This is a genomic window from Bacillus altitudinis 41KF2b (assembly GCF_000691145.1).
Classification (GTDB): domain Bacteria; phylum Bacillota; class Bacilli; order Bacillales; family Bacillaceae; genus Bacillus; species Bacillus altitudinis.
This window is the reverse complement of record NZ_ASJC01000002.1, coordinates 81,620-106,881: the sequence shown is the minus strand read 5'-3', so window position 1 is coordinate 106,881 and position 25,262 is coordinate 81,620. Positions and strand designations below refer to the sequence as shown.

General features: G+C 40.2%; 29 protein-coding genes. 16 read left to right on the top strand and 13 right to left on the bottom strand.

From position 1 onward, the window contains the following. Nucleotides 1-160: 160 nt before the first annotated feature. The 9 genes from BA79_RS04560 (at nucleotide 161) to BA79_RS04520 (ending at nucleotide 6,541) form a co-directional block, all read left to right on the top strand. Nucleotides 161-397: a YuzF family protein gene (locus BA79_RS04560; protein ID WP_003213721.1), complete on the top strand. Its 237-nt coding sequence runs from the start codon at nucleotides 161-163 to the stop codon at nucleotides 395-397. A 184-nt stretch (nucleotides 398-581) separates the two neighbouring features. Beyond that, nucleotides 582-1,685 carry an AI-2E family transporter gene (locus BA79_RS04555; protein WP_008345881.1) on the top strand — a complete coding sequence of 368 codons (1,104 nt, stop codon included), beginning with the start codon at nucleotides 582-584 and terminating at the stop codon, nucleotides 1,683-1,685. Nucleotides 1,686-1,753: 68 nt separating this feature from the next. Next, entirely contained in the window at nucleotides 1,754-1,975 is a 222-nt protein-coding gene (locus tag BA79_RS04550; protein ID WP_008345880.1) for a spore germination protein, read from the top strand. 101 nt (nucleotides 1,976-2,076) lie between these two features. Further along, complete coding sequence (locus BA79_RS04545; protein WP_008345878.1) at nucleotides 2,077-2,298, top strand: spore germination protein; 222 nt, start codon at nucleotides 2,077-2,079, stop codon at nucleotides 2,296-2,298. Between the two features lie 94 nt (nucleotides 2,299-2,392). Then, nucleotides 2,393-2,641 carry a YueH family protein gene (locus BA79_RS04540; protein WP_035701215.1) on the top strand — a complete coding sequence of 83 codons (249 nt, stop codon included), beginning with the start codon at nucleotides 2,393-2,395 and terminating at the stop codon, nucleotides 2,639-2,641. Between the two features lie 27 nt (nucleotides 2,642-2,668). Continuing rightward, the gene (locus tag BA79_RS04535) at nucleotides 2,669-3,076 is read left to right on the top strand and encodes a YueI family protein (RefSeq protein ID WP_007500468.1); all 408 of its coding nucleotides are present in this window, start codon (nucleotides 2,669-2,671) and stop codon (nucleotides 3,074-3,076) included. 60 nt (nucleotides 3,077-3,136) lie between these two features. Next, on the top strand, nucleotides 3,137-3,688 hold the full coding sequence (locus tag BA79_RS04530; RefSeq protein WP_035701212.1) for a cysteine hydrolase family protein: 552 nt from the start codon (nucleotides 3,137-3,139) through the stop codon (nucleotides 3,686-3,688). A gap of 17 nt (nucleotides 3,689-3,705) precedes the next feature. Continuing rightward, nucleotides 3,706-5,175, top strand: coding sequence for a nicotinate phosphoribosyltransferase (locus BA79_RS04525; RefSeq protein WP_007500472.1), 1,470 nt, complete (start codon nucleotides 3,706-3,708; stop codon nucleotides 5,173-5,175). Between the two features lie 139 nt (nucleotides 5,176-5,314). Continuing rightward, entirely contained in the window at nucleotides 5,315-6,541 is a 1,227-nt protein-coding gene (locus tag BA79_RS04520) for an EAL and HDOD domain-containing protein (RefSeq protein ID WP_035701209.1), read from the top strand. A 36-nt stretch (nucleotides 6,542-6,577) separates the two neighbouring features. Here BA79_RS04520 and BA79_RS04515 read toward each other — a convergent pair whose 3' ends face one another. After that, nucleotides 6,578-6,931, bottom strand: coding sequence for a YuzC family spore coat inner layer protein (locus BA79_RS04515; RefSeq protein WP_017358939.1), 354 nt, complete (start codon nucleotides 6,929-6,931; stop codon nucleotides 6,578-6,580). 505 nt (nucleotides 6,932-7,436) lie between these two features. On the opposite strand from BA79_RS04515, the gene degQ reads away from it, so the two are divergent. From degQ to BA79_RS04485, 6 genes are all read left to right on the top strand, one after another. After that, a complete protein-coding gene (degQ, locus tag BA79_RS04510; protein ID WP_003213123.1) occupies nucleotides 7,437-7,577 on the top strand; it encodes a degradation enzyme regulation protein DegQ in 141 nt (46 codons plus the stop codon). A 151-nt stretch (nucleotides 7,578-7,728) separates the two neighbouring features. Continuing rightward, entirely contained in the window at nucleotides 7,729-8,643 is a 915-nt protein-coding gene (locus BA79_RS04505) for a polyprenyl synthetase family protein (protein ID WP_035701208.1), read from the top strand. Continuing rightward, the gene (gene comX / locus BA79_RS18880) at nucleotides 8,640-8,810 is read left to right on the top strand and encodes a competence pheromone ComX (RefSeq protein ID WP_081826972.1); all 171 of its coding nucleotides are present in this window, start codon (nucleotides 8,640-8,642) and stop codon (nucleotides 8,808-8,810) included. The genes BA79_RS04505 and comX overlap by 4 nt, the downstream gene beginning before the upstream one ends. A 40-nt stretch (nucleotides 8,811-8,850) precedes the next feature. Beyond that, nucleotides 8,851-11,163: an ATP-binding protein gene (locus BA79_RS04495; RefSeq protein ID WP_035701206.1), complete on the top strand. Its 2,313-nt coding sequence runs from the start codon at nucleotides 8,851-8,853 to the stop codon at nucleotides 11,161-11,163. Between the two features lie 80 nt (nucleotides 11,164-11,243). Beyond that, nucleotides 11,244-11,885 carry a two-component system response regulator ComA gene (comA, locus tag BA79_RS04490; RefSeq protein WP_007500477.1) on the top strand — a complete coding sequence of 214 codons (642 nt, stop codon included), beginning with the start codon at nucleotides 11,244-11,246 and terminating at the stop codon, nucleotides 11,883-11,885. 23 nt (nucleotides 11,886-11,908) lie between these two features. Next, nucleotides 11,909-12,298, top strand: coding sequence for a hotdog fold thioesterase (locus tag BA79_RS04485; protein WP_035701203.1), 390 nt, complete (start codon nucleotides 11,909-11,911; stop codon nucleotides 12,296-12,298). 90 nt (nucleotides 12,299-12,388) lie between these two features. Here the strand turns inward: BA79_RS04485 and mnhG are convergent, their stop codons facing one another. From mnhG to BA79_RS04450, 7 genes are read right to left on the bottom strand one after another with little or no spacing between them, the layout of a single operon-like run. After that, nucleotides 12,389-12,763 carry a monovalent cation/H(+) antiporter subunit G gene (gene mnhG / locus BA79_RS04480; protein WP_035701201.1) on the bottom strand — a complete coding sequence of 125 codons (375 nt, stop codon included), beginning with the start codon at nucleotides 12,761-12,763 and terminating at the stop codon, nucleotides 12,389-12,391. Next, nucleotides 12,747-13,028, bottom strand: a complete 282-nt coding sequence (locus BA79_RS04475) for a Na(+)/H(+) antiporter subunit F1 (RefSeq protein ID WP_008345849.1) — start codon at nucleotides 13,026-13,028, stop codon at nucleotides 12,747-12,749. Before BA79_RS04475 ends, mnhG begins: the two co-directional genes overlap by 17 nt. Continuing rightward, a complete protein-coding gene (locus tag BA79_RS04470) occupies nucleotides 13,028-13,507 on the bottom strand; it encodes a Na+/H+ antiporter subunit E (RefSeq protein WP_008345848.1) in 480 nt (159 codons plus the stop codon). The genes BA79_RS04475 and BA79_RS04470 overlap by 1 nt, the downstream gene beginning before the upstream one ends. Nucleotides 13,508-13,513: 6 nt before the next feature. Beyond that, nucleotides 13,514-14,992 (bottom strand): Na+/H+ antiporter subunit D, encoded by a 1,479-nt coding sequence (locus BA79_RS04465; protein WP_019744043.1) that lies wholly within the window; start codon nucleotides 14,990-14,992, stop codon nucleotides 13,514-13,516. After that, nucleotides 14,985-15,326, bottom strand: a complete 342-nt coding sequence (locus BA79_RS04460) for a Na(+)/H(+) antiporter subunit C (RefSeq protein WP_003213576.1) — start codon at nucleotides 15,324-15,326, stop codon at nucleotides 14,985-14,987. Before BA79_RS04460 ends, BA79_RS04465 begins: the two co-directional genes overlap by 8 nt. Further along, the gene (locus BA79_RS04455) at nucleotides 15,326-15,757 is read right to left on the bottom strand and encodes a Na(+)/H(+) antiporter subunit B (RefSeq protein ID WP_007500484.1); all 432 of its coding nucleotides are present in this window, start codon (nucleotides 15,755-15,757) and stop codon (nucleotides 15,326-15,328) included. Before BA79_RS04455 ends, BA79_RS04460 begins: the two co-directional genes overlap by 1 nt. Continuing rightward, the gene (locus BA79_RS04450) at nucleotides 15,754-18,165 is read right to left on the bottom strand and encodes a Na+/H+ antiporter subunit A (protein WP_035701197.1); all 2,412 of its coding nucleotides are present in this window, start codon (nucleotides 18,163-18,165) and stop codon (nucleotides 15,754-15,756) included. Before BA79_RS04450 ends, BA79_RS04455 begins: the two co-directional genes overlap by 4 nt. A gap of 219 nt (nucleotides 18,166-18,384) precedes the next feature. Here BA79_RS04450 and BA79_RS04445 point away from each other — a divergent pair, with 219 nt between their 5' ends. Next, nucleotides 18,385-18,594 (top strand): hypothetical protein, encoded by a 210-nt coding sequence (locus tag BA79_RS04445; RefSeq protein ID WP_019744044.1) that lies wholly within the window; start codon nucleotides 18,385-18,387, stop codon nucleotides 18,592-18,594. A 275-nt stretch (nucleotides 18,595-18,869) separates the two neighbouring features. Here the strand turns inward: BA79_RS04445 and BA79_RS04440 are convergent, their stop codons facing one another. From BA79_RS04440 to BA79_RS04420, 5 genes are all read right to left on the bottom strand, one after another. Then, nucleotides 18,870-20,207, bottom strand: coding sequence for a 2-hydroxycarboxylate transporter family protein (locus tag BA79_RS04440; RefSeq protein ID WP_017367956.1), 1,338 nt, complete (start codon nucleotides 20,205-20,207; stop codon nucleotides 18,870-18,872). Nucleotides 20,208-20,386: 179 nt separating this feature from the next. Next, nucleotides 20,387-21,346 carry an ABC transporter permease gene (locus tag BA79_RS04435; RefSeq protein ID WP_008345835.1) on the bottom strand — a complete coding sequence of 320 codons (960 nt, stop codon included), beginning with the start codon at nucleotides 21,344-21,346 and terminating at the stop codon, nucleotides 20,387-20,389. Beyond that, nucleotides 21,347-22,393, bottom strand: coding sequence for an ABC transporter permease (locus BA79_RS04430; RefSeq protein ID WP_035701195.1), 1,047 nt, complete (start codon nucleotides 22,391-22,393; stop codon nucleotides 21,347-21,349). Continuing rightward, nucleotides 22,386-23,921 carry an ABC transporter ATP-binding protein gene (locus tag BA79_RS04425; protein WP_008345830.1) on the bottom strand — a complete coding sequence of 512 codons (1,536 nt, stop codon included), beginning with the start codon at nucleotides 23,919-23,921 and terminating at the stop codon, nucleotides 22,386-22,388. Before BA79_RS04425 ends, BA79_RS04430 begins: the two co-directional genes overlap by 8 nt. Nucleotides 23,922-24,080: 159 nt before the next feature. Then, entirely contained in the window at nucleotides 24,081-25,163 is a 1,083-nt protein-coding gene (locus BA79_RS04420; protein WP_035701194.1) for a BMP family lipoprotein, read from the bottom strand. Nucleotides 25,164-25,262: the final 99 nt, after the last annotated feature.

Sequence of the window (25,262 nt, the reverse complement as noted above, 5' to 3'; positions counted from 1 at the left end):
AATTTAAGATGTTGGCAGCACCAATCTATTATACTTCTAAAAATTGTAAAAAAATACGAAATGTAAAAATACGGTAATAATGTTGTGGGTTTGCTGAGTGACACTCACATGGGTCATTGCATACGCTGTGGGTAAATACACAAGTAAAGGGGCAGGTAGCATGGCACAACAAGGAAGTCCACAGCTTGTTTCATTAGTTGATCCATATGTTTATCAAACATTGCAGAAAGTAGTCGGTATGAGATTGATTGTTCAAACAGTGAAAGATACAGTACGTGGAAAGTTGAAGGAAGTGATGCCGGATCATATTGTGATTGAGGCGGGGGCAAAATCAGTGTTTTATGTGCGGATCCAGCAAATCGTGTCGGTGATGCCTGATCACAGTGAAAGAGTGTAACAAGCAGACGCACAGGTGTCTGCTTTTTTCAATGCTTACAGAATGTATATCTGGAAAAAGTGCATGATATACCAATTGTTCTTTTTTTTTCAAAAAATATGGTTCTAAAACAAGAAGCAGTTGACAGAAGGTGGGTTGAATAGTAGTTTTTTAATAAGGTCAATACGTAACAGGAGGAGCATCTTTGTTAAAATCTAAAGTTCATTTTTGGACATTCCAAATATTACTGGTTTTACTGATTGTGTACGTATCAACAAAAGTTTCATTTTTATTTCAGCCGATCATTTTATTTGCTTCAACGTTGTTTGTTCCTATTTTACTGGCAGGTATTCTCTTTTTCATCTTTAATCCGATTGTTCGATTTTTGTCGAAGAAGATACCTAGGACGCTCGCCATTCTGATTATTTATCTCCTATTCATCGGGCTTATCACGTTTGTTGTCAATGCTGCTGGACCTGTCATTGTCACGCAGGTGGGTGGACTTGTCAAAAGCTTCCCGGGGTATGTCACGGACATGCAGAAATTTATCAACGACTTCTCGCATTCTAAAACATTTACATGGATGATGAACCAAGATTATGTGTCTGTTTCGAAGTTTGAACAGTCGATCGTTTCGACATTAAAAGATTTACCGGAAAATATTGCTTCCAGTATGTCGGCGGTGTTTGGCGTGATTGCGAATATTGCCCTCGCTGTCATTACCGTTCCATTCATTTTATTTTACATGCTAAAAGACGGGCATAAGTTTCCGGACAAGCTCGTTCAATTTTTGCCAATGCCTTACCGTAAGGAAGGATTGAAGATTTTTAAAGAATTAAACGATACGCTTGCTGCTTACATACAAGGACAAATCGTTGTTTGTTTATTTGTCGGAGTTGCTTGTTTTATCGGATACTTATTAATTGGTGTGAAATATGCGCTCATTCTCGGCATCATTATTGCGGTGACAAACGTCATTCCATATCTTGGGCCGTATCTTGGTGCGGCACCAGCTGTGCTCATTGCTTTTCTTGATTCGCCTGGAAAAGCGGTTGTGACTGTTATTGTCATTCTTGTTGTTCAGCAGATCGATGGAAACGTCATTTCTCCATTGATCATTGGAAAACGTCTCAACACACATCCGTTAACAATTATCTTGCTATTAATTGGGGCAGGAAGTTTTGGCGGAATCCTTGGCATGATTTTTGCCGTTCCTGTCTATGCGCTGCTGAAAGCCATCACACTCAATATTGTCAGATTGGTTCAGCTGCGTCAGCGCTCTCGAAAAGAACAACATCTAAACGTTTAGGGCAGATGCACAACTTTTCCCTTTTTGCATAACATAACTCACATAAGCGAATAGGGAGGAGAAGGAAGATGCCTGCGATTGTTGGACCCATCCATATTGAGTCTTTAGGCGGAAACGGCTCGGCTACTTTTGGTGACGTTCTCGCCATTGCCCCTTTGGCTGTAGATCACTCAACCGGTGGAGCGGGAGCTTTTAATTCAGGTGATTATATGTCCCTGACAAGCGATCCGAATGCCACCATGCTTTGGGACTTTACACTGTTTGGCCAGCCTCAATCATTTAATGCATAAAAGACAGCTGATCATATGACATATCAGCTGTCTTTTTTATGTTGGATAGACACGTATTGTTCCGCTAGGCATATGATGAGGGTAGTAAAGGTGGTGGAAAGATGCCAGCAATTGTTGGACCCATTCATATTGACCGTGTCATAGGAAACGGTTCTGCACATTTCGGCGATGTGTTTGCCATTTCGCCAAAAAGTGTAGATCATTCCGCTGGTGGTTCAGGCACCTATAATGCAGGAGACTTTGTTCAATTTTTCAACAATCCGAACGTCACATTTGTGTGGGATTCAAACCTGATCAGCCAGCAAAAGAGCTTTAACGCATAGCCAGCTTTGAAAGGGTCTCCTTTTCAGAAGCTGTCTTTTTTTATGGTACAATGGATAGAAGAAGGAAGAAGAAAAAGGGGGGAAAACTCATCAAATGAAAATAAGAAAAGCGCATCTGACAAACGGGCAACCAACAACCTACAATGTATATTTACATGAAAATAAAAAAGAATATAAAACGCTTGTCGCTGTACCTGACATGGAATGGAGTATTTCTATTGCGTATGAAGACGAAAAAACGCAGCTTGAGCAAGCACTAGAACAATCTTTAAACAAAAGAGTAGAAATAGACGAAGCCCGTGAACTTGCACAAAAAATTGTGCACTGGGTCACAGAAATGTAAATTCAGAAACCAGGAGTGAACACAGCAATGAAAGAAGAATCCGTAGACTTTTATTTGCAGCAAGGGATATTTGGACATGCTGAAACAAAACCCGATGAACGAAGAATGTTTCTCGGCTCATTAAGAGAACGTGCTCTTCTCGCTCTGACAAAAGGGCAAGTATCGAGACATAAATCGTATCAAGAGGTAGAGCAAGTATTGAAGGCAAACCGAGAGGCCACTGTTCTTTTAAATGGTGAATTGTCATATGCTTCTTATTCTCCATATGTCAAAATGGCAAATGCCGCTGGTTGTTCTTTTAAAGTGGTCAACCATCACGAGTCACATTCACCGTTTGGGCTTGTGATAGAGGTGCCGCATGCGATCAATCAAGAGCATATCTATATAGAAGATGAGCTTTTTCAAAAAGCTTTTTCTCGTGAATCTGTTGAATAGGTTTCCCTAGTGAAATGAATAAGCTATAATGATTCAAAAGAGCATATGGGAGAGATGCGGATGGGCAAAGCATTGATTTGTATTGATTATACAGTTGATTTTGTTGCAGACGATGGAAAACTGACGTGCGGAAAGCCTGGACAGGCGATTGAGTCGAAGATTACAGAGATCACTTCTTCATTTATTAATGAAGGACACTTTGTTGTTTTTGCCGTCGATCATCATGAAGAGCAAGATCCATATCATCCAGAGACAAAGTTATTTCCGCCCCATAATATTCGCGGGACAGAAGGAATTGAACTTTACGGAAAACTAAGTTCACTATTTCACACGTCAACACATTTAAATCATGTCTATTATATGGAAAAAACAAGATACTCTGCTTTTGCAGGCACTCAATTAGAAATGAAACTGCGCGAGCGTGGCATCACTGAACTTCACCTAGCCGGAGTGTGTACCGATATTTGTGTACTTCATACAGCTGTTGATGCGTACAATAAAGGCTTTGAACTTGTGATTCATGAGAATGCCGTAGCGAGTTTTAATGAAGCGGGGCACGAGTGGGCACTTTCTCACTTTGAGCATACGCTTGGTGCGAAAGTGGTTAAGTAAGGGAAGGAGAATGGAAGTTGGAGCATCGGTTTATTGACGACAGTTTATCACTACATACAGATCTTTATCAAATTAACATGGCAGAAACGTATTGGAGAGACGGCATTCATGAGAAGAAGGCAGTCTTCGAACTCTTCTTTAGAAAGCTTCCATTTGACAACGGCTTCGCTGTATTTGCTGGTTTAGAGAAAGCGATTGAATATTTATCGGACTTCTCCTTCACCGAGAGCGACCTTGCATATTTAAAAGATGAACTCGGTTATAAAAGCGATTTCATTGAATACTTAAGCGGATTGTCTTTTACAGGGACACTTCATTCAATGAGAGAAGGAGAAATTGTCTTTGCGAATGAACCTATTATGCGCATCGAGGCAACACTTGTTGAAGCGCAGCTAATTGAAACGGCACTGCTCAACATCGTGAACTTCCAGACGCTAATTGCAACAAAGGCGGCTCGTATTAAAGGAATCATTGAAGATGAGACAGCATTAGAATTCGGAACAAGACGTGCGCATGAAATGGATGCAGCCATGTGGGGAGCAAGAGCAGCACTGATCGGCGGATTTCAGGCAACAAGTAATGTCCGTGCAGGGAAACGCTTCAATATTCCCGTATCAGGCACCCATGCCCATGCCCTTGTACAAGCATATCGCGACGAATATACTGCATTTAGAAAATATGCCGAAACACATACAGACTGTGTCTTTTTAGTGGATACATATGATACGGTCAGATCAGGCATTCCAAATGCGATTAAGGTAGCGAAAGAATTCGGAGACAAAATCAACTTTATTGGAGTCAGACTTGATAGCGGAGACCTTGCCTACTTGTCTAAAAAGGCGAGAACGATGCTGGATGAAGCTGGATTCCATGACGCAAAAGTCATTGCATCAAGCGATCTTGATGAACACACCATTATGAACTTAAAAGCACAAGGTGCAAAAATTGATGTATGGGGTGTTGGAACGAAACTGATTACCGCATTCGATCAGCCAGCTCTTGGTGCTGTATATAAGCTTGTATCGATTGAAGAAAACGGTCAGATGAATGATACGATCAAAATTTCTTCTAACCCAGAGAAAGTGACAACACCAGGCCGTAAACGAGTGTATCGCATTATCAATCAATTGAATCATCACTCTGAGGGAGACTACATTGCCCTTGAAGAAGAAGATGTTCAAAGTGAAGATAAGCTGAAAATGTTCCATCCAGTTCATACATTTATCAGCAAATTTGTGACAAATTTTGTGGCAAAGGACCTTCATGTCCCAATTTTTGAACAAGGGAAGCTGGTGTATGATAATCCAGATATCCAAACGATTCAAGCATATGTGCAGGACAGTCTCGGACTCTTCTGGGAGGAATACAAACGAATCAGCAAACCAGAAGAATACCCAGTCGATTTGAGTCAAAAATGCTGGGATAATAAGATGCAGTTTATCCATGATGTGAAAAATAAAATCAAAAAAGAGCTTTATGAAAGCTGATTACCCCGGGAAAGGAGATCATCAAGCCAGATGGTCTCTTTTTTTCATGTTGGACGATTCAAAATGAACCTTATGGGCAATCATTTGGTATACTGAAAGCACATCTTGTTTGTCATTGCATAAAGGAGGAATGGAGCAGTTGAGGGTGTTTGTTGCAAGGCAGCCTATTTTTAACAGAAAAGAACAAGTCGTATCATACGAGCTGCTTTATAGAGATAGTGAAACCAATACATATAGCGCTGAAGATGGTGATCAAGCGACAACCGACCTCATTATCAATAGTTTTTTAAACATTGGCATCGAAACACTGACAGAAGGAAAACGATGCTACATCAATTTCACCGAAAGCTTGCTTTCGTCTGATCTGCTCACTTATTTTGATCCACATCAGCTTGTGATCGAAATATTAGAAAATGTACCGATTACTCCGGCACTTATTATGAGATGTAAGCAATTAAAAAAGTGGGGATACACGATTGCGCTCGATGATTTCTTTCTGAGTGGAACACATTTTCATGACAAGTTACTCGATGAACTCCTCTATTGCATTGATATTTTAAAAATTGATTTTCTGAAAACAACATGTGAAGAACGAAGAGACATTTTACATACATATAAAAAGTATCGACTTCGATTCCTTGCTGAAAAGGTAGAAACGCGAAAAGAATATGAAGAAGCGTTAGAAGCTGGCTTCCATTTGTTTCAAGGATATTTCTTTAGTGAGCCGCACGTCATTTCGGGACGAGCCTTATCGACTAGCTTCCACGCATACCATCAGCTATTGAATGAGCTGAGCAAGGAGCAGCCGAATATTCAGACCGTGACGCACTTTATAGAAAGTGATCTTTCCCTTTCATATCAATTATTAAAAATGCTGAATTCTGGCGGCATGAGACGTCTTTATCAAATCAAGAGTATTCGTCAGGCGATTATCCTGCTTGGATTTAATGAAATACGGCGATGGATCTTTATCCTTTCATTTAAAGAACTGAATGTCCAAGCCAACTCAAGCCAAAAGGAAATCATCAAAATGTCGTTCATTCGTGCCAAAACGTGTGAACTCATTGCTAGTCGGACTGAACGAGAGCATCCCGCTTCTTATATGCTAACAGGTATGTTTTCACTCATTGATACGCTTGTCAGGGCGGACATTACTGAACTTGTGAAAGAACTGCCTCTTTCGGATGAAGTAGGTGAGGCACTGCTTGGCTATGAAAATGACTATTTCCTTGTGTTAGACGTTGCCAAACGTATTGAACGAAATGAATGGGATGATGAGATGTTAGGTGGAAGTCTCCCTAAGCAGGAAGCCTACGGCTGTTATATAGAAGCCATTGAATGGTGTCATAAAATGTTTGAATCTTAAGAAAAGCCGCTCCCACTAGAGCGGCCTTTTTCTTTGTTATCCCCACTGTAAAAGTAGAAAAAGCCTACTGGAAGAGAGGGATAAGTAGATGCGGATGCCTTCTGGACTAAAGCGGATATCGATATTGCTTTTCACCCCAATCTGCTTCAGCATTCGAATCACACTTGCGGTGTCAGCACGTTCAGCAGCTTCCATGATTCGCTGTCCAAACGAAAGCGAACCGGAAATCTGCTGTGTAATGAGGGATGCATCAGCAACGAGACGGGTTGATTCCTTTGCAGCCTTTTGAAACGCATGAGCATCTACTGGAGGAAAAGTCATAGGTGTTCGCAGGTATGCGTTCCCCATTGCGGGAACCTGCAAAGGAGGATAAGGAACATAGTAAAACACATGGTCACCTCTTCTCTCATTGAAGTGAATTTGGACGGATATCTGTTCTAAATGTATGAAGAAAATCCGAATAAAGAATCAAAATGATCTTTCTATCTTTGCATATTCATCATAAAAATAGGTACTTTTGCGGTCAATTTCGGTGAATGTCGCCAAAAAATTGCGGTGTCTACAGTAGAGCCTGTCGTCTGACCTATAACATGAAAAACCGAGGAAACAGAAGGGATCATACGTTCTGTTACACAAGAATTGTGACGAATGATGCCTGTTCATGTCGCAAAAATGACGTATTTCCTTTGAAATTGAGATAAAAGTATCATTTGAAAAGTCTGAAAATGATGAAAAAAGACCTATTGAATTTTGCGGTATCACGCACACATTTTGTGCATACTTTTCGGTGAAAAAATACTCAATAGCATTTACACTGTTAGTAACAGATCAAATACTTATGACCCAATCAACATACACAAATACATTGATCTTCCAAAAAAGGAGAGTGGAATCGATGGAAAAGTATGAAATCGAAGAACTTAAACAATTATTATGGAAACTTGAAAACGAAATTAGAGAAACAACGGCTTCTCTTCATAACATTAACAAAAGCATTGATCAATACGACAAATATGAATATGTGAAAATTTCTTAAAGACTTGATAACCATCAAGTCTTTTTTTTATCCAAATACATACAAAAAAAGGATATATTATTATATAATTGTTAAATAGTGATGTCAGTGGACATTTGCTTATTTCTTTTTAGTAAAATAAGAGGCGAGAGGGTGAGGATCAAGATCGAGTATGCTAAACTATCTAGAGAATACAAAAATCAAGCAGAAAATGTCTGATTTTATTCAACATGCAGTCAGGCAAAATGATTTACAAAAGCTGCTTCTCGAATTTACAGATATAAAGAATGAATTTCCTTTTGGGCAATTGGCTTACCAACATTATGAGGCATTTGGCGGACAAGACAAGCAAGCGATTACAAAACTGGCAGCAGGGATTGAACTTCTCATCTTATCTGCCGATATATTAGATGATATTGAAGATCAGGACAATGATTCGTATCCTTGGATGAACGTCAACCAAGGAGTGGCCATCAATGCTTCTACGTATTTGTATACGGTGAGTATCCAATTCATCACATCAATTTGTGAAAATAATTCTCAACTAATAGAGAAACTGTTCCACTTCATCAAAATGTCTATGGAAGGGCAGCATGAGGATTTGAGTCATTTGTATGGAACAGAAGAAGAGTGTGTAGAGGTTTTAAGGAAAAAATCTGGATCTTTAACAGCTCTTTCTAGCGTACTGGGTGTTTATTTAGCGACAAGAAAAATGAATGCCACTGTAGAATCTTATTCGATATATTATGGTGTTGCTGGACAAATCAGTAACGATTTTTTTGCGTTATTTTCAAAAACAAACGGAGATTTTCAAAAAAAACAAACGCTGGCATTTAGTTATTTACAAAGACATTTTAACGATGTCAGTCTAGAGCTTCTTTCCTTCTTTTCTAACCGGCTGGATGAGTCAGAGCAAAAGCCGTTTCAACTGAAGCAAAAGTTACTTGAAGCTGGTTTGACTCAGTACATGGTATCGATGAGAGAGATTATGCTGTTAAAAATGAAGCAAGGAATTGCACAACTTGATTTGCCTAAAACGAAAAAGGAACAATTATATGCATATATGACAAAGGAGGGCAATGATTGAGCATTCAAAATGTTATTGCATATTTAGTGAAAAATCCTAGTGTTGTGAATGAATTGGACTTAGGGAATGCAAGTTTAATTCACACAGATGAGGAAACGATGAAAGCAATCATTCAAGGCATAAAAAAAGGGCAAATGTCTGCAGATTATATATGGTACTATAAATGATACTTGATTTAAAAGTTCTCCAGTTAAGGATGTTTTATACATGAAGATAACTTATACGAAACTATCTGCTTTTTTTGTTTTTCTGTCTTTTTTATTTGTGATCTATGTTTCATATATTTATGTATTTGATATTTTTAATGGAGCACGTGTTGAGGAGAACAAGAATGGTCAAGCAGAAGTTGTCAAAGTCGAATATCTTTCTTTAGCCTACACATCAGGATTAGAAGAAGGAGATATTATACTTAAAATCAATGGAGAATCTGCTAACAACAAAGATCATTTGATCAATGGTGAGCTTAGGAATGTGCAAAGAATTGATATTCAAAGAGGCAACCAAATGATCACCCTAAAAAATAAGACATTGATTGGTCAAGAAAGTTTATTTGTCTATATAATTCCTCTCATCCTGTATTCAATATGTTTATTTTGTATCTTCTTTATCATTCGTATTAACAAAGAGATCCAACGAAAATCAGCATTTCTTTTAGTTTTATTTTTATTAACGATTTGTATCGGATATCTTAGTGCAGGTACTTCGGGTATTGGTGATAGATTTAGCCATTATGTCATCACATTTTGTTTATCAAGTGTATTTATCTTTTATATTCATTTCATTTATCAATATTTCAAAGAGTTTGACCTGCATATAACGACTCGAAAAACAATTTATATTTTATATAGTCTTCCTATAACTAATCTAGTAATAGAGCTGTTTGTTCCAATTGATTCGGCGATAGCCAGATACATGCCGAGTTTAAATCTTTTATTCTTTTTTGCTTCTATTATCATGTCATTCAAAGTCATTATTAATGGAATGCAGAAATATAAAGAGACAGAGCAGGGGTCTGTTTTAAAGTTTTTTGTCATGATTAATATCATAGCATTTTGTCCGTTTATCTTTTTATTTGCAATTCCATATGTTTTGTTTCGTATTTATGTTGTAGATCCCTTTTTCTTAACTTCTTTTGTATTGCTCATTCCTTTTTCACTCGTGTATCAATTCATGACGAACAAACTTTACAATATGGATTTCTTGATTAGTAGACTTAAATACTATGGATTTATTGCCATTACACCGACCATTTTAGTTGTTGTCACGTTTTATATTCTGCAAAAACCAGAAGATTTAAAGTACACACTGAAGCTCGCATTCATCACATATACACTCATGTTGGCTGTTTTCTATTTCAAAGAAATTTTAGATTTCCGTTTTCGTTTGAAACGTTTTTCAGAGAAGTATAATTACCAAGACAGCGTGTTTAAATTTACGCAGCTTATTCGTGAGGCGTCATCACTTCATCAAGTACTGTATCATTTGAAATACACCATTTTAGAAGTGCTCGTTGTGAATAAAGCCTTTGTGCTAGAGGTGAAGGCTAATGGAGAAATGATTGAAATTGATGAATCAACAAATGATAGTAAGTTATGGAAAGAATACGTGGATCAATTTCAAGATATTTTAGGTGAAGTTGGGAAAATCATCGAGCTTGATAAAGGGTTTATGATGAAAATTGGAGAGCGGGGCGGTCACTCGTTTATGATTTGCTGCTTATCCAATATACAGACGCCGAAATTGACCCGCGATGAAATTTCATGGCTGAAAACATTGGCATTTTACACAAGTGTCAGTTTAGAAAATGTCGTCAAGATTGAAGAATTGATGGAGCATCTTGAGGATTTGAAACAGCGGGAAGCCAATCCCGCCTGGCTGAAGAAAGTCATGTTCGCCATGGAAGAAAAGCAGCGCTCAGATTTAGCGAGGGATCTTCATGATTCTGTGCTGCAGGATTTGATTTCACTGAAGAGACAGTCCGAGATGTTCTTAACCAATTTCCAAAACAACCAATGCCCAACATCTATTGAAAATTCGCTGATCTCTTGGAATGAACAAATGTCTAAGGTGATTCAAACCACGAGAGAAACATGTCATGAACTTCGGCCGCAGCTCCTCTATGATTTGGGGTTAGTGAAGGCAATTTCGAAGCTGACTTCGCAAATTCAAGAGGAAGCGCCATTTCATATTAGACTGAATACAACCCGCTTTGATAAAGAATTAGACATTGATATTGACTCACAGCTGAATATTTACCGGATTGTGCAGGAGCTGTTATCCAATGCGTTGAAGCATTCTAAGGCCAGCCAAGTCTTAGTGATGCTCATTTGTATTAAAGATCAAGTTGTTCTCCATTATGAGGACGATGGAGTCGGATTTGATGCAAGCCAGCTTGATCAGCACACGATGAGCATGGGTCTTTCTGGCATAAGGGAACGAGTCAAAGCTCTAAATGGAAAGCTTCAAATTCACACAGCACCTGAAAAAGGGCTCAAGGTGAAAATTGAAATGGAATTGTAACGATTTCTTAAGGAATAAGACTTGGCATCTGCCAAGTCTTTTATATAAAATGGAAGTGAGTGATTTAAAGGGAGGAAGACATGAAGAAGATATTGGTCATTGATGATCATCCGGCTGTCATGGAAGGGACAAAAAGCATATTAGAATCAGATCAGCAGCTATCAGTCGATTGTTTAAGTCCTGATGCAGAAGGCGCCTTTTTAAAGACGCATGACTTTTCCATCTATGATGTGATCTTGATGGATTTAAATCTCGGGGATATCAATGGAATGGACATTGCCAAACAAATTCTAGAAACGAATCAACAAGTGAAAATTATCATTTATACAGGATATGAAGTAGATGATTATTTCGAAGAGGCCATTCGAGCTGGATTGCATGGTGCAATAAGTAAAACAGAGACAAAAGACAAAATCATTGAATACATACACCGCACATTGCAAGGAGAAGTTGTCATTCAGCTATCCTATTTAAAGAAATTAATTTCACAGCAGCAAGAGAAGCCAGAACAGGCGCAGCAGACGGATCATGAGCTGTTAACAGAGCGTGAATGCTTAATCTTAAGAGAAGTGGAAAAAGGGTACACAAACCAAGAGATCGCCGATGTGCTTCATTTGAGCAAACGCTCGATTGAATACAGTTTGACCTCCATCTTTAATAAGCTGAATGTTGGATCTCGAACGGAAGCGGTGTTAATTGCAAAATCGGAAAGTGTCCTGTAAACGTGTGAAGGGAGAGGGCCTTGATGGATGTGAGTGGTTCAAATACACTGCTTGAGGCACTGGGGATTGAGATTGTAGAATGCAATATGTCACGATGCGTGGCGACAATGCCAGTCGATCACCGAACAAAACAGCCATTTGGATTACTGCACGGAGGAGCATCAGCTGCTCTAGCAGAAACAGTGGCAAGCATGGGTGCTGCTGCTCATTTGGATTTAACGAAGCAGGTTTGTTCAGGTATTGAAATCAATGCCAATCATTTAAAATCTGTACGTGATGGAGTGGTGACAGCTACAGCTGTTCCTGTACATGTAGGACGGCGTACAATGGTATTCCAAATCGATATTAAAGATGATCGAGACCGTCATATCTGTACGTCAAGATGTACACTCGCTGTCATTGATCGCATATAAAAAAGCTCCCGGTGCAGCGGAAGCTTTTTTTAATACCCTTTTATGAACATGCAAGTAAAGTGAACAGGACCTGCATGTCAGGTTCTTTATTTATAAATAAGAGTCTTCTTTTCGTTTAATGACAAAGTTACGGAAACCGCCATAATCATCTTGGACACTTCGTTTGTCCATTTTCACACCAGTGTTGTAAGCGGCTCTTCCGATCAAATGAGCGCCGACTGGTGCGGTCAGAAAGATAAAGACAATCCCAAGCAGGATTTTCGCAGAGATGATCCCTGCAAGAAACCATTCATGAAAGAACACACCAACTAAAATGAGAACAACACCAAGTGTCGATGCTTTTGATGCAGCATGCATACGTGTGTAAACGTCCGGCAGGCGAAGAACCCCAATGGCTGAGACCAGACAAAGGATGGCGCCAAGCAGAATAAAGAAAATCACGATCGCTTTAGCGATGACGATCATTTTCAATCACTTCCCCTTTCTCAAGGAATTTGGAAAAAGCGACAGTGCCGATAAAGGCAAGAATACCGAGCAGTAAAATAATTTCAAAGAACGTAGTGGTTTTCAGTAAGATAGACACGATGGCTGTCATCCCAATTAAATTGATTCCTATCGCATCAAGCGCACTAACGCGATCAGGAATAGAAGGTCCTTTGATGACCCGTATGACAAAAAGCAAAGTAGACAGCGCAAGAATTCCAAGTGACATTTGCAAGATCAGTTCCATTACTTACCGCTCACCTCCTGAATCGCTTTTTCAAATGATACCCGAATATCGTGGATGGCTTTTTCAGCATCTTCAATATCCATCGCATGAATATATAAAATCGAACGATCATCCGAAATATCAATGACCAGTGTACCAGGTGTTAATGTAATCATATTAGCCAGTATGGTGATTTCCCAATCTGTTTTTAAATCTGTACGAAAGGCGAAAATACCAGGCTTGATCTTAAGCTTTGGAGATAACACCGTCTTGAGTACACTCAAATTAGCAAGAAGTAGCTCTCTGATAAAAATGATGACGAGCTTGAAAATCGCATAAAGGGCATAGCCGTAAAAACGTTGCGGGAAGAATCGCCGCAGCATAAAAATGGCGATCATCCCTAGTGCAAAGCCTGATACAAAGTCTGCAGCTCTGTATGTATCATTCATAAACATCCATGTAAAGGCGAGGAGAGCGTTTAATAATATTTGAAAGGCCATGTTCATCTACTCCTTCAGCACAGCTTGAATATATTTTTCTGGTGTTGAAAGCATTTCCGCAGCTTGATTGATATAAGGTGCAATGAATTCTGTGCCTAATCCAATCGCAAGCGATAAGATAACAAGCAGTACCCCAGGATACACCATTCCTCTAATGGATGGCTTTCTTCTTCGCATATCCTGTTCCTCTCCCCAAAACGCAAGCATGAAAATCCTCATAACAGAATAAAGGACAAGAAGACTGGACAGTAAAACAAGGATAGAGAACGTCATGTACCCAGCAGAAAACCCACCTTCAACAATTTTCAGCTTGCCAACAAATCCACTTAGCGGAGGAATACCCGCAAGTGATAAAGCCGATATGAAGAACATCCAGCCGAGTAGAGGCTGGGATTGAATCAGCCCACCCATTTTTTTCAGATGATTGGTTCCAGCATACACAAACAGTGCCCCTGCAAGCATAAATAGAGCTCCTTTGATCACCATATCGTGAATGAGGTAATAAATGGCGCCTTGAAGTGATGCCGGTGTATTGGCCGCAATCCCAAACAAAATGACACCAACAGCTGTGACAATGTTATAAATCACAATTTTTTGCACATCAGAATAGGCGATAGAGCCAATGACACCGAATATAACCGTTAGAGCGGCTAGCCAGGCCATAATTGTATGTGTAAAACCTGTATCATGTATAAAGATGAGCGTAAAGACTCTGGCAATCGCATATAGCCCGACCTTTGTCAGCAGTGCGCCAAACAAAGCTGAAATCGCTGCCGGCGGTGCATGATAAGACCCTGGCAGCCAGAAATAAAGGGGGAAGACCCCAGCTTTTAAGCCAAATACGATCAGGAACAGAATGGCAATCACGGTGATTAACCCTGTTTGCCCAGATTCAGCTATTTTCACACTTAAATCAGCCATGTTCAGTGTGCCTGTGACTGCATATAAACACGCTACGCCAACAATAAATAATGCCGATGAGATAATATTAAACACAATGTATTTCAGTGATTCACGAAGCTGAGGCTTTGAACCACCCAGAACAATGAGCATATAAGATGCCATCAGCAACAATTCAAAGAAGACAAACAGGTTGAAAATATCTCCCGTTAAAAAGGCACCACTGACGCCAGCTAACAAGAATTGGACACCAGAATAATAGAACAGTCGCTCTCTTTCTTTCCCAATCGTTTGAAAGGAAAAAAGAACTGTGACAAGTCCAACAATGGAAGCGGTCAGCACAAGAAGTGCAGCAAACTGATCGGCTACAAGGGCAATGCCAAACGGCGCTTTCCAGCCGCCCAAGTAAAGGGTTTGTATGCCGTTTGTGAAAATCGTTTGGACCAAATAGACATTACAGATAATGGCTAAAAGAGATGCAAACACACTAAAGCCTCTCGACAGCATGGTGTTTTTATTCATAAAAATCAATAATGTAGCAGCTAGTAATGGTATTAATATAGGCAGGATCACGAGATTATTCATGCTGATCATTTCCTCTCATTTGATCCATGTCATCTGTTCTCAGCTCTTGGAAGGCACGGAAGGCCATCACGAGCAAAAAGGATGTTACACCAAAAGCAATGACAATGGCTGTTAAAATTAATGCTTGTGGCAATGGATCTACATAGGATGTGAGCCCCTCTTTCAAAATAGGAGGTGCTCCCTTTTTTAAGCCGCCCATTGTTAATAGAAGCAAATGGACGCCGTGACTTAAAACGGCAGTACCGACGATGACCCGTAGAAGGCTTTTTGAAAGCATTAAATAGGTCGCTGCCATAAAAATGATTCCGACGATAATAGACATTAGAAATTCCATTATTCCTTCTCTCCAATCGTTTGAATAATGGTCATGGTGACACCAACAACAACTAAATACACACCGATATCAAACAGGACCGCTGTCGCCAATTCTGTTTTCCCTAGAAACGGCAGTTGGAAATAACCAAATGCATGGGATAGGAAAGGTGCTCCGAACAGAAAAGATCCCATACCTGTTAGGATGGCAACGAGCAAACCGACACCAGCCACATAAATAAAGTCAAATGGTAAAATGCGTCTCACTGTTTTAAGGTCATAGGCTAAAAGCAGAAGGACGACAGCACCAGCACTCATCAAACCGCCAATGAATCCTCCGCCAGGATTGTTATGTCCTGCAAGGAATAGGTGAAGTGAGAAAAGAAAGATGATGAATGCTGTAATTTTTGTTGTGACTTGTAAGAGCATATCATTCGTATCAATCTTTCTCATCGCCGTACGCCTCTCTTCCGTTTTCCTTGTGTTTTTACTTTTAATAATCCATAAATACCAAGTGCCGCAATAGCCAGCACTGTAATCTCAAAGAGTGTATCAAAGCCCCTGAAATCGACAAGAATGACATTGACAATATTGTCTCCGCCAGCCAGTTTGTAGCTGTTTTCAATGAAGTACGTTGAAATTGTGTCAAGAGACTGCTGGCTTGTTGAAGCGAAAGCAAGACAGGTGACAACGACTCCAACACCTAATGAGATGATCAAATTTGTTAATTTAAATCTTCGTGTTTTTTGCTTCAGGCTCAGCTTTGGCAAATGATAGAAGCAAAGTAAAAACAGTGCGACTGAAATGGTTTCAATAATGAGCTGTGTCAGCGCAAGGTCAGGTGCTCTGAAAATCACGAAGAACAATGACAGCGTGTAGCCCATAACACCTAGCGCAATAATAGCTGTTAAGCGTGAACGAGCAAATACAGTCGTGACTGTCGCTGCGACCATCACAAGTGAAAGGATGACTTCGTACGTGCCGATTGATGCAGCATGCTCAGTTTGAAATGAGAAGGCTTGCTTGTAGAACATCACGCTGCCAAGCACGATAATCATAAACCCAAATACATAGACAAGATAGTCACGAAGGAATCCTGTCATATAGCTGTTTGTTAGGCGATAAGACCCTTTTTCTACACCAATAAGCGAACGATCATACAAAGCGTTAAATGACCATTTTTCCTTAAATATGTTGTACATTGGGCGCCATTTTGACAGCGTTAAATAGCCAATGGTACCGAGCGCAACTACACCAATTGTCATGTAAAGCTCTGGCTTGAATCCATGCCACGCTTCAATTTTTACGGCAAAGCGGCTTCCTGTTTGAATGGCTTCAGGAATGATCGCTTGCATGGCAGGTTCAATGACTGAATAGGCAAGGATATTAGGGAAAAAGAAGAACGTGACCACAAGTGATGCTAAAATAATTGGCGGGATCAGCATACCAATCGGTGCTTCATGCGGTTTTTTCTCCAATTGATCGACATTCAGACGGCCTCTAAATGTTTTGAAGACGATCATCATACTGTAGATGAACGTAAACACACTAGCGAGCCAAGCGATAGCAGGGAAGACAGCCCCCCATGTTGAAACATCCGTAAAGCTGATGTCAGAAATCCGAATCATACTTGTGAAAAATAGCTCTTTACTTAAAAACCCATTAAAAGGCGGGAGTCCAGCCATCGAGAATGTACCAATTAACGTAATTGTAAAGGTAATTGGCATGATGGTCATTAATCCACCTAATTTGCGAATATCACGTGTACCTGTTTCGTGATCGATAATCCCTGCTGCCATAAAGAGACTTCCTTTAAAAGTCGCGTGGTTAATGAGATGAAAAATAGCAGCAAGAACGGCTGCGCCAAAAAAGGCAGGGTTGTTTTCATGAATGGCAGCTGCGCCTACTCCTAGCATGAGCATAATCATACCGAGTTGACTCACTGTCGAGAAGGCCAGAATGGCTTTCAAATCATTTTGCCGAACGGCGTGGAAAGATCCCCAGAATAGTGTGATAAGTCCGACAATCGAAATGGTCCAAAACCACACCTCTGATATAGCAAAAATCGGACTAAAGCGGGCAACCAGATAAATACCGGCTTTGACCATAGTAGCAGAATGCAGATAACTGCTTACAGGGGTTGGTGCTTCCATAGCATCAGGCAGCCAAATATAAAATGGGAACTGCGCTGATTTCGTGAAGGCCCCTAGTAAAATGAGAACCATCGCAGGGATGAAATAAGGTGATGCCATAATGAGCTGAAGCTGATTGACTGCTTCGCGAATACTGAATGAATCAGTGATCAGGTAAATGAGGATGAAGCCGCCAAGCATAGCTAATCCGCCAAACACAGTAATAAGCAGTGATTTGGTTGCTCCGTAACGAGAACGCTCACGCTTATACCAATACCCAATTAAGAGGAAGGAAGAGATACTTGTTAGCTCCCAGAACAAATAAAGTACGACCATGTTGTCAGAGAGAACAACACCAAGCATAGCGGTCATAAACATTAATAAATACGTATAGAAAGAGCCAAGCTGTTCTTTTTCCTTTGATAAGTAGAAAATACTGTACAGTACCACAAGTGCACCAATACCTGTGATGAGTAAAGCAAATAACAGGCTGAGACCATCTACATACACAGTGAAATTCATCCCTAGAGAGGGAATCCATTCAGCTTGTGAGAACAACGTTCGTCCATTCGAGGTGATCTGGAGCATTTGGATGAAATAGGTAAATAAAAGAATAGGCAAGATGAGAACAAACCATCCTGTATGTATACGCCTTACGTATTTAAAAAGAAAAGGGACGACAAAGGCAAGTAAAAAAGGTGATAGGATGGCGAAGTGAATAAGCTGCAAGAAAATGAACCTCCTTTGATCAATATAAATTCACGTTCTAAAGAACTGGTAATTAAAATTATAGCGTAAATACAGACATAGTGCATTGGTTTGAACTGATTTACGACAAATTGAATTTGTTTTGAGTTCTTTTGACCACAAAAAATATTTTATCAAAAATGAAACTCGTTGTATATTGTTTTGTATTTCGTACATGCTTTTCTTAAAGGAGCTGATCAAATGAAACGAAAGATCGCCATCAGCTTAAGCATATTCTGCACGATTTTAGGAGGAGCATTCTTGATTGAACGAAATGATCAAAAAAGGTGGCAGGCCGGGAGTGAATGGCCGCTATTTTCTGAGCAACTCCTCCATATGACCTATCCGCAGGCGAAACAGTATCCTTTTCAGCCTCGGGAGTATATACGAATTGTATTAGCTGATGAATGAGGATGTATGGGAGAAAAGAAATATAAAAAAAAGCATGTCCCTTACGAAAAGGACATGCTCAGCGTGTAGACAAACCCTCGCATTCTTTGTCAGTCCTGCGCTCCGGTGCTCACGAATGTCAAATTCGCTCTGCTCCGGTGCTCGTCCTTCCTAGACTGCAAAGGTTTTCTATCACGCTGAAAAGAAGACAAAGGGCTAAAATAAAGTACATTTTAGCCCTTTGTCAATTATCTGAGCATGACCCTTATGAAAAGGACATGCTTTTTGTTTCTTTTTTAAGTAAACATTCTGAGTAAGATTGTTGCGCAAATAACGGTTGCTGCTCCGCCAAGACGTGTAGAGACTTGAGCGAAAGGCATAAGGCCCATTCTTCCAGAAGCTGAAAGAATCGCAACATCACCAGTACCGCCTAATCCACTGTGACAGCCAGTCACAATGGCAGATTCAACTGGATACATGTTCATGAATTTACCAACAAAGTAACCAGAACCAACCATGCCTAGAACAACAGCAATACATACACATACGAAAGGAATCGAAATAACAGTGGCCACATCATCAAGTGGAATGTATAGAATTCCTAAACCAACCATTAGAGGCCATGTAAAGCTTTTCGATACAAACTTGTAGAACTGCTGTGAGCCGTTTTGCAAATGCTGAGGCATCACGTTTAAGTATTTGATTAATGCAGCAAGAACAATCATTAAGATTGGACCTGGAATATGAACAAAACTTTCTAATAAGCCGCCAAAGATAAAGGTTGTACAAGCAACAAGTACACCTGCACCCATTAAGCTGAAGTCAACTTTAGTATCCATGTCAGGCTGTTCAAAGATTTCATTTGCTTCTTTTGATTTAACAAGTCTTCCGTTCCCGTTTAGTTCAGGACGTTTTTCACCAAGCTTTTTCATTGCGCCAGCACAAATGATGGCAATGACGTTCCCAATGACAGCAGCCGGAATCAATTGAGAAATTAATGACTCTGCTGATACACCAAGAATTTGTGAATAAGCAATTGATAATGGCAATATTCCTTCACCGACACCACCGGCAATAATCGGTACAATGATAAAGAAGAACGAATGATGCGGTGTGTAACCAACTAAAAGACCCACTAGAATTCCAGCAGCCACAGCTGTAATTGTACCTGCAACAAGAGGAACAAACATACGAATAAGGCCCTGTACTAAAACAGTTCGTTGCATCCCAAGAATACTACCTACTACAAGAGCAGATATATAGAAGTATAGGAAGTTCGACGTTTTCATCAGAGACGTAACCGCTTCCAACGAGTTTGGATTCAGAACATGAAAAAAGACCAGGAACGATGGTACGAATAAAGAAAGAATCGCCGGTCCACCAATATCTTTTAAGATTGGAATACGTTGTCCTACATCTCCTAGGAAAATCCCCAAAATCATAATAACAGCGAAACCACCAAGCATATTTGCTGGAATTTTATTAAAATAAGCGGCAGTTAAAATAATCGCTGCAAGTACTATATACACAGGTAGATCAATAACACCAATTTTCCAAGAAAGAATTTTTCGGAAAACGCTTTTATTATTGTCAGAATCGTTTGTAATCGATTTCAATTGTTGTGTATTAGCCACATAAACACCCCCAAATGCTATTTGTCTCAATTGTAGAAGATTCTGTGACACTCATCTATTTATTAAACTAAATTAAGTGTAATAAAAGTAAAATAAACGGGGGTTTTGTCGTTTTTATCATACAAAAATCCCCTGAAGATAGTTTGTCCTTCAGGGGATTGATCATACATGGTATTTATTTATCGTTTTCCTTTTAAATAAGGGGTACCAAGTGCTTTTGGTGCGTCCGCTCGTCCAATGAAGCCAGTAAGAGCTAGGATCGTCAGCACATATGGTGCAATGAGCATGTACACGTTCGGGATATCTTGAAACAGCGGAAGCAGAGAGCCAATGATGCTTAAGCTTTGTGCAAATCCAAAGAATAAAGCAGCGCCCATAGCGCCAAATGGGTGCCATTTCCCGAAAACAAGGGCGGCTAACGCAATGAAGCCTTGTCCTGTAATGGTGGCGTGTGAGAAGTCAAGAGCGATGGTCGATGCATACACAGCTCCGCCAAGACCGCCAAATAGACCACTAATGAAGACGCCAATATAGCGCATCCGGTATACCTTGATTCCCATTGTATCAGCTGCCATTGGATGCTCTCCGACTGCACGAAGTCTCAAGCCAAACGGCATTTTAAATAAAACAAACCAAGCGACAACCGCAAGAACCAATGCGAGAATGGACGTATAATACACATCTTTAAAGAAAATATCACCAATGATCGGAATGTCACTTAAAAGGGGAATATCTCCTTTATAGAAAGGTTCTGTAATTTTATCCGTTTGTGCTTTGCCATAAATCAGTTTGACAACAAACAGCGTAGCACCAAGGGCAAGCATGTTAATCGCAACACCACTGACCGTTTGATCTGCTCTGAACGTAATAGTGGCAACAGCGTGAATGAGTGAGAACACGCCGCCAATGGCCATACCAACAAGAAGACCGAGCCAGGGGGTCAAGGCACCAAACGTATCAGCAAACATTAAGTTAAAGATAATACTAGAAAATGCTCCGACGACCATCAAACCTTCAAGACCGATATTGACGACACCTGATCTTTCTGAAAAGACGCCTCCAAGAGCGGTTAAAATAAGTGGTGCAGCATAAACAAGTGTAGCCGGGACGATGATTTCAAGAATTTGCAGAAATCCCACTTATTTTCCCCCCTTTTTCTTCAATTGTTGAATGACAAGACGGATGATATAGCTTGAGGCAACGAAAAGAATAATGATCGCAATCACAATATCAACGACCTCAGTCGGTACGCCAGATTCAAGCGGCATGTTTAAAGCACCGACTTTCAATCCACCAAGCAATAATGCCGCTAAGACGACACCAACAGCTGTATTTCCGCCTAATAAGGCAACAGCGATTCCATCAAAACCAACGCCAGTGAATGATCCTTTAATCGAAGCATATTCAAATGTTCCGAGTCCTTCCATCGCACCTGCAAGACCTGCAAAGGCACCAGAAATGAGCATCGCATAAATGATGTTGCGTCGAACGTTCATCCCAGCATAATGAGAGGCCTGCTGGTTCATCCCAACTGCGCGTAATTCAAACCCTTTAGAGGTTTTCTGGATAATAACCCACATGACAACAGCCGAAATAATGGCAACAAAAATCCCATTATGCATTCTAGAGAAATCAGTGATCTGCTCAAAAAAACCAGATCGAAGGGAAGCTGTTGCATCAATTTTTTCTGTTTTATCTTTATTGTTTGTTAAGACATTTGAGATTAAATAATTTGTGACATGAAGGGCAATGTAGTTCATCATGATGGTGACAATGACTTCATGTACGTAAAAACGAGCTTTTAAAAATCCGGGAATAAAACCCCATAATGCACCAGCAGCTGCTGCTGTGATCAGTGCAAGAGGCAGATGGATATACATAGGTGCATGGACAGTTGTGCCGATCCATACAGCAGCTACCCAGCCAATCAGCATTTGACCTTCTACCCCGATATTAAATAGGCCTGTCCGAAATGCAAAGGCAACAGCAAGTCCTGATAAAATATAAGGAGTGACTTGTCGGATGGTTTCTCCCATATAATATGTTTCACCGAATACGCCATTCCAAAGGGCGCTATAACCTTCGATGACACTATAACCGCTTGCCAGCATAATGATGGCCCCAACGAAAAGACCAAGTACAATGGCTATAAGCGGAATCAGCAGATTTGTTAAGCGATTAGACATTTGCTTCTTTCCCCACTTCCTGTTGCGTACTTCCAGCCATTAACAGACCAAGTTCTTGCTCTGTTGTTTCTTTTGGATCAACAATGGCAATAATGCTGCCTTCGAAAATAACAGCAATCTTATCACTGACATTGATAATTTCATCAAGCTCAAAGGATATGAGCAGAACAGCTTTGCCTGAATCCCTTTGTTCAATCAGACGTTTATGAACAAACTCAATGGCTCCGACATCAAGTCCACGTGTCGGTTGTGCGGCAATTAATAAATCAGGATTTCGGTCAACTTCACGGCCAATAATGGCTTTTTGCTGGTTACCGCCTGATAGCGCACGTGCTTCTGTATATTCACTAGGTGTCCGTACGTCGTATTCAGCAATGATTCGTTTTGCTTTTTGATAAATATTTTTCATATTCATCAAGCCAAACTTCGAATATGGACGCTGATAATACGTTTGTAAGGAAATATTTTCTCCAATTGAAAAGTCAAGGACAAGTCCGTGCTTATGACGGTCTTGAGGAATATGTCCGATACCAGATTCTGTGACCTTACGAGGCGGGAGATTTTGAATGGCTTTCCCGTTTAGCATGATCGTGCCAGATTCGGATTTTTTCAGACCTGTAATGGCTTCAATTAATTCAGATTGACCATTTCCGTCTACACCCGCAATTCCGACAATCTCACCAGCTTTCACTGATAAATTGAGTTGTTTCACGGCTTCAATTCCTCGCGCATCTTTGACAGTGAGATCTTGAATTTGCAAGACTTCTTCAGCAGGGGAGGCTGCTTTTTTGTCTGTTTTAAATGAGACTTCGCGGCCGACCATTAAACTGGCAAGCTCGTCTTTGTTTGTGTGTTCCACATCAAGTGTACGAATACCTTGCCCTTTTCGGATAATGGTCACGCGATGACAGGCATCCATAATTTCTTTTAGCTTGTGGGTAATTAATATAATGGATTTGCCTTCATTAATTAAGTTTTTCATAATTTGTATGAGTTCTTTTATTTCTTGAGGTGTTAAGACGGCTGTTGGTTCGTCGAAGATCAAGATGTCAGCGCCGCGGTATAGTGTTTTTAAGATTTCTGCTCGCTGCTGCATACCGACTGAGATGTCAGATACTTTAGCGGCAGGGTCTATTTTCAGTCCATAACGGTCAGAAAGTTCCTGCACTTGCTGAATGGCTTGTTCTTTGTCAATCTTTCCAAATTTCTTTGGCTCTTTTCCTAAAATGATGTTTTCAGCCACAGTAAATGTATCAACTAGCATAAAATGCTGATGGACCATTCCAATGCCTAAATCACTTGCATCATTTGGACTAGAGATTGTAACCGGTTTTCCGTGTACCTTGATTTCACCTTTTTCAGGCTGATACAGTCCGAAAAGCACGTTCATGAGCGTTGATTTTCCAGCGCCGTTTTCACCAAGCAGCGCATGAATTTCGCCCTTTTTTAGCTGCAGCGTAATGTTATCATTTGCTACAATGCCAGGGAATTCTTTGCGTATATTCAACATTTCAATGACATAATCCACAGGTTTAACCGCTCCTTTTTTAGGGTGCTGATGAAGATAAAAACTAGCAAAAGAAAAGCTGCAAAACAAGGCTGCAGCTTTTCTTTTACCACCTTTTACGAATAAAGAGGAGGTAAAGGAGAGGCAAGGGGATAAGGCGTGCTTATCCCGATGCACAAATTAAGCTTTAAAATCTTTTAGTTCATCACGTGTTGCAGGGATTTTCACTTCACCCTTGATGATTTTTTGTTTCCATTCTTCGACTTTCTTCAATACATCTTTATCAAGATTCTCTTGAGATGGAGAGATGTCAACGCCGCCTTCTTTCAGACCGTACGTGATGACTTCGCCACCAGGGAATTTACCTTCTTTTGCTTTTGTTGTTAAGTCTTGTACCGCTGTGTCTACTTTCTTAATCATAGAAGTAAGAGTGACACTTTGTTTTGTTCCAGGTACTTTACCTTCGTCATACTGGTCTTTATCAACACCAATGACCCACACTTTGCGGTCAGGATCAGCTTTTTTCAGGTTTTTCGCTTCTGTGAAGACACCAGTTCCAGTTCCGCCTGCTGCGTGGTAAATGACGTCAACGCCAGATTTGTACATACTTTCAGCTGTTGCTTTACCGATGTCTGCTTTATCGAATGCACCAGCATATTTCACTTCAACTTTTGCTTTTGGATTAGCTGCTTCAACGCCTGCACGGAAACCAACTTCGAATTTTCTGATTAATTCAGAATCAACGCCGCCAACAAAACCAATTTTGTTTGATTTTGTAGAAAGAGCCGCTGCCACACCTACAAGGAATGAACCTTCGTTTTCGTTAAATGTAATGCTTGCTACGTTGTCTTTTTTTACAACTGCATCAACGATGGCAAAGTGGTTTTTCTTACGTTGATCAGCAATTTCAGTAATAGAATCTTGCATTAAGAAACCAATTCCGTAAATCAAATCAAATTTTTCACGAGCAAGTGTGTTTAAGTTTGTTGTATAGTCAGCGTCTGATTTAGATTGTAAGTAATCAAAGCCGTTTTTACCTTTTGTTAAATTGTTGTCTTTCCCAAATGCTTGTAAACCTTCCCAAGCAGATTGGTTAAACGATTTGTCATCGACACCACCGACATCAGTTACCATTGCAACAGTGAATTGATCTTTATCTTTTTTGTTTTCACCGCTGTTTGAGCCAGAGTTGCCGCATGCTCCAAGGATGGTTCCTGCTGCTACGACTAAGGACAATGCAAGTCCAATTTTGCGCTTCTTCAAAACATAACCCCCTATAAAATTTAAAAGTTTCAGAAAAGTCTCGCGAAAAAAGACCGACTCTTGCCTTCTCCTATCCTTGTGAAAAGGGTATTTTATCCT

Coding starts and splice junctions, on each gene's coding strand:
- comA (WP_007500477.1), top strand. CDS start 11,244: ATGAAGAAGATATTGGTCATTGATGATCATCCGGCTGTCATGGAAGGG.
- BA79_RS04535 (WP_007500468.1), top strand. CDS start 2,669: ATGAAAGAAGAATCCGTAGACTTTTATTTGCAGCAAGGGATATTTGGA.
- BA79_RS04550 (WP_008345880.1), top strand. CDS start 1,754: ATGCCTGCGATTGTTGGACCCATCCATATTGAGTCTTTAGGCGGAAAC.
- BA79_RS04470 (WP_008345848.1), bottom strand. CDS start 13,507: ATGGCCTTTCAAATATTATTAAACGCTCTCCTCGCCTTTACATGGATG.
- BA79_RS04545 (WP_008345878.1), top strand. CDS start 2,077: ATGCCAGCAATTGTTGGACCCATTCATATTGACCGTGTCATAGGAAAC.
- BA79_RS04445 (WP_019744044.1), top strand. CDS start 18,385: ATGAAACGAAAGATCGCCATCAGCTTAAGCATATTCTGCACGATTTTA.
- BA79_RS04455 (WP_007500484.1), bottom strand. CDS start 15,757: ATGAGAAAGATTGATACGAATGATATGCTCTTACAAGTCACAACAAAA.
- BA79_RS04430 (WP_035701195.1), bottom strand. CDS start 22,393: ATGTCTAATCGCTTAACAAATCTGCTGATTCCGCTTATAGCCATTGTA.
- BA79_RS04485 (WP_035701203.1), top strand. CDS start 11,909: ATGGATGTGAGTGGTTCAAATACACTGCTTGAGGCACTGGGGATTGAG.
- degQ (WP_003213123.1), top strand. CDS start 7,437: ATGGAAAAGTATGAAATCGAAGAACTTAAACAATTATTATGGAAACTT.
- BA79_RS04475 (WP_008345849.1), bottom strand. CDS start 13,028: ATGGAACTGATCTTGCAAATGTCACTTGGAATTCTTGCGCTGTCTACT.
- BA79_RS04540 (WP_035701215.1), top strand. CDS start 2,393: ATGAAAATAAGAAAAGCGCATCTGACAAACGGGCAACCAACAACCTAC.
- BA79_RS04465 (WP_019744043.1), bottom strand. CDS start 14,992: ATGAATAATCTCGTGATCCTGCCTATATTAATACCATTACTAGCTGCT.
- mnhG (WP_035701201.1), bottom strand. CDS start 12,763: ATGATCGTCATCGCTAAAGCGATCGTGATTTTCTTTATTCTGCTTGGC.
- BA79_RS04560 (WP_003213721.1), top strand. CDS start 161: ATGGCACAACAAGGAAGTCCACAGCTTGTTTCATTAGTTGATCCATAT.
- BA79_RS04495 (WP_035701206.1), top strand. CDS start 8,851: ATGAAGATAACTTATACGAAACTATCTGCTTTTTTTGTTTTTCTGTCT.
- BA79_RS04460 (WP_003213576.1), bottom strand. CDS start 15,326: ATGGAATTTCTAATGTCTATTATCGTCGGAATCATTTTTATGGCAGCG.
- BA79_RS04530 (WP_035701212.1), top strand. CDS start 3,137: ATGGGCAAAGCATTGATTTGTATTGATTATACAGTTGATTTTGTTGCA.
- BA79_RS04505 (WP_035701208.1), top strand. CDS start 7,729: ATGCTAAACTATCTAGAGAATACAAAAATCAAGCAGAAAATGTCTGAT.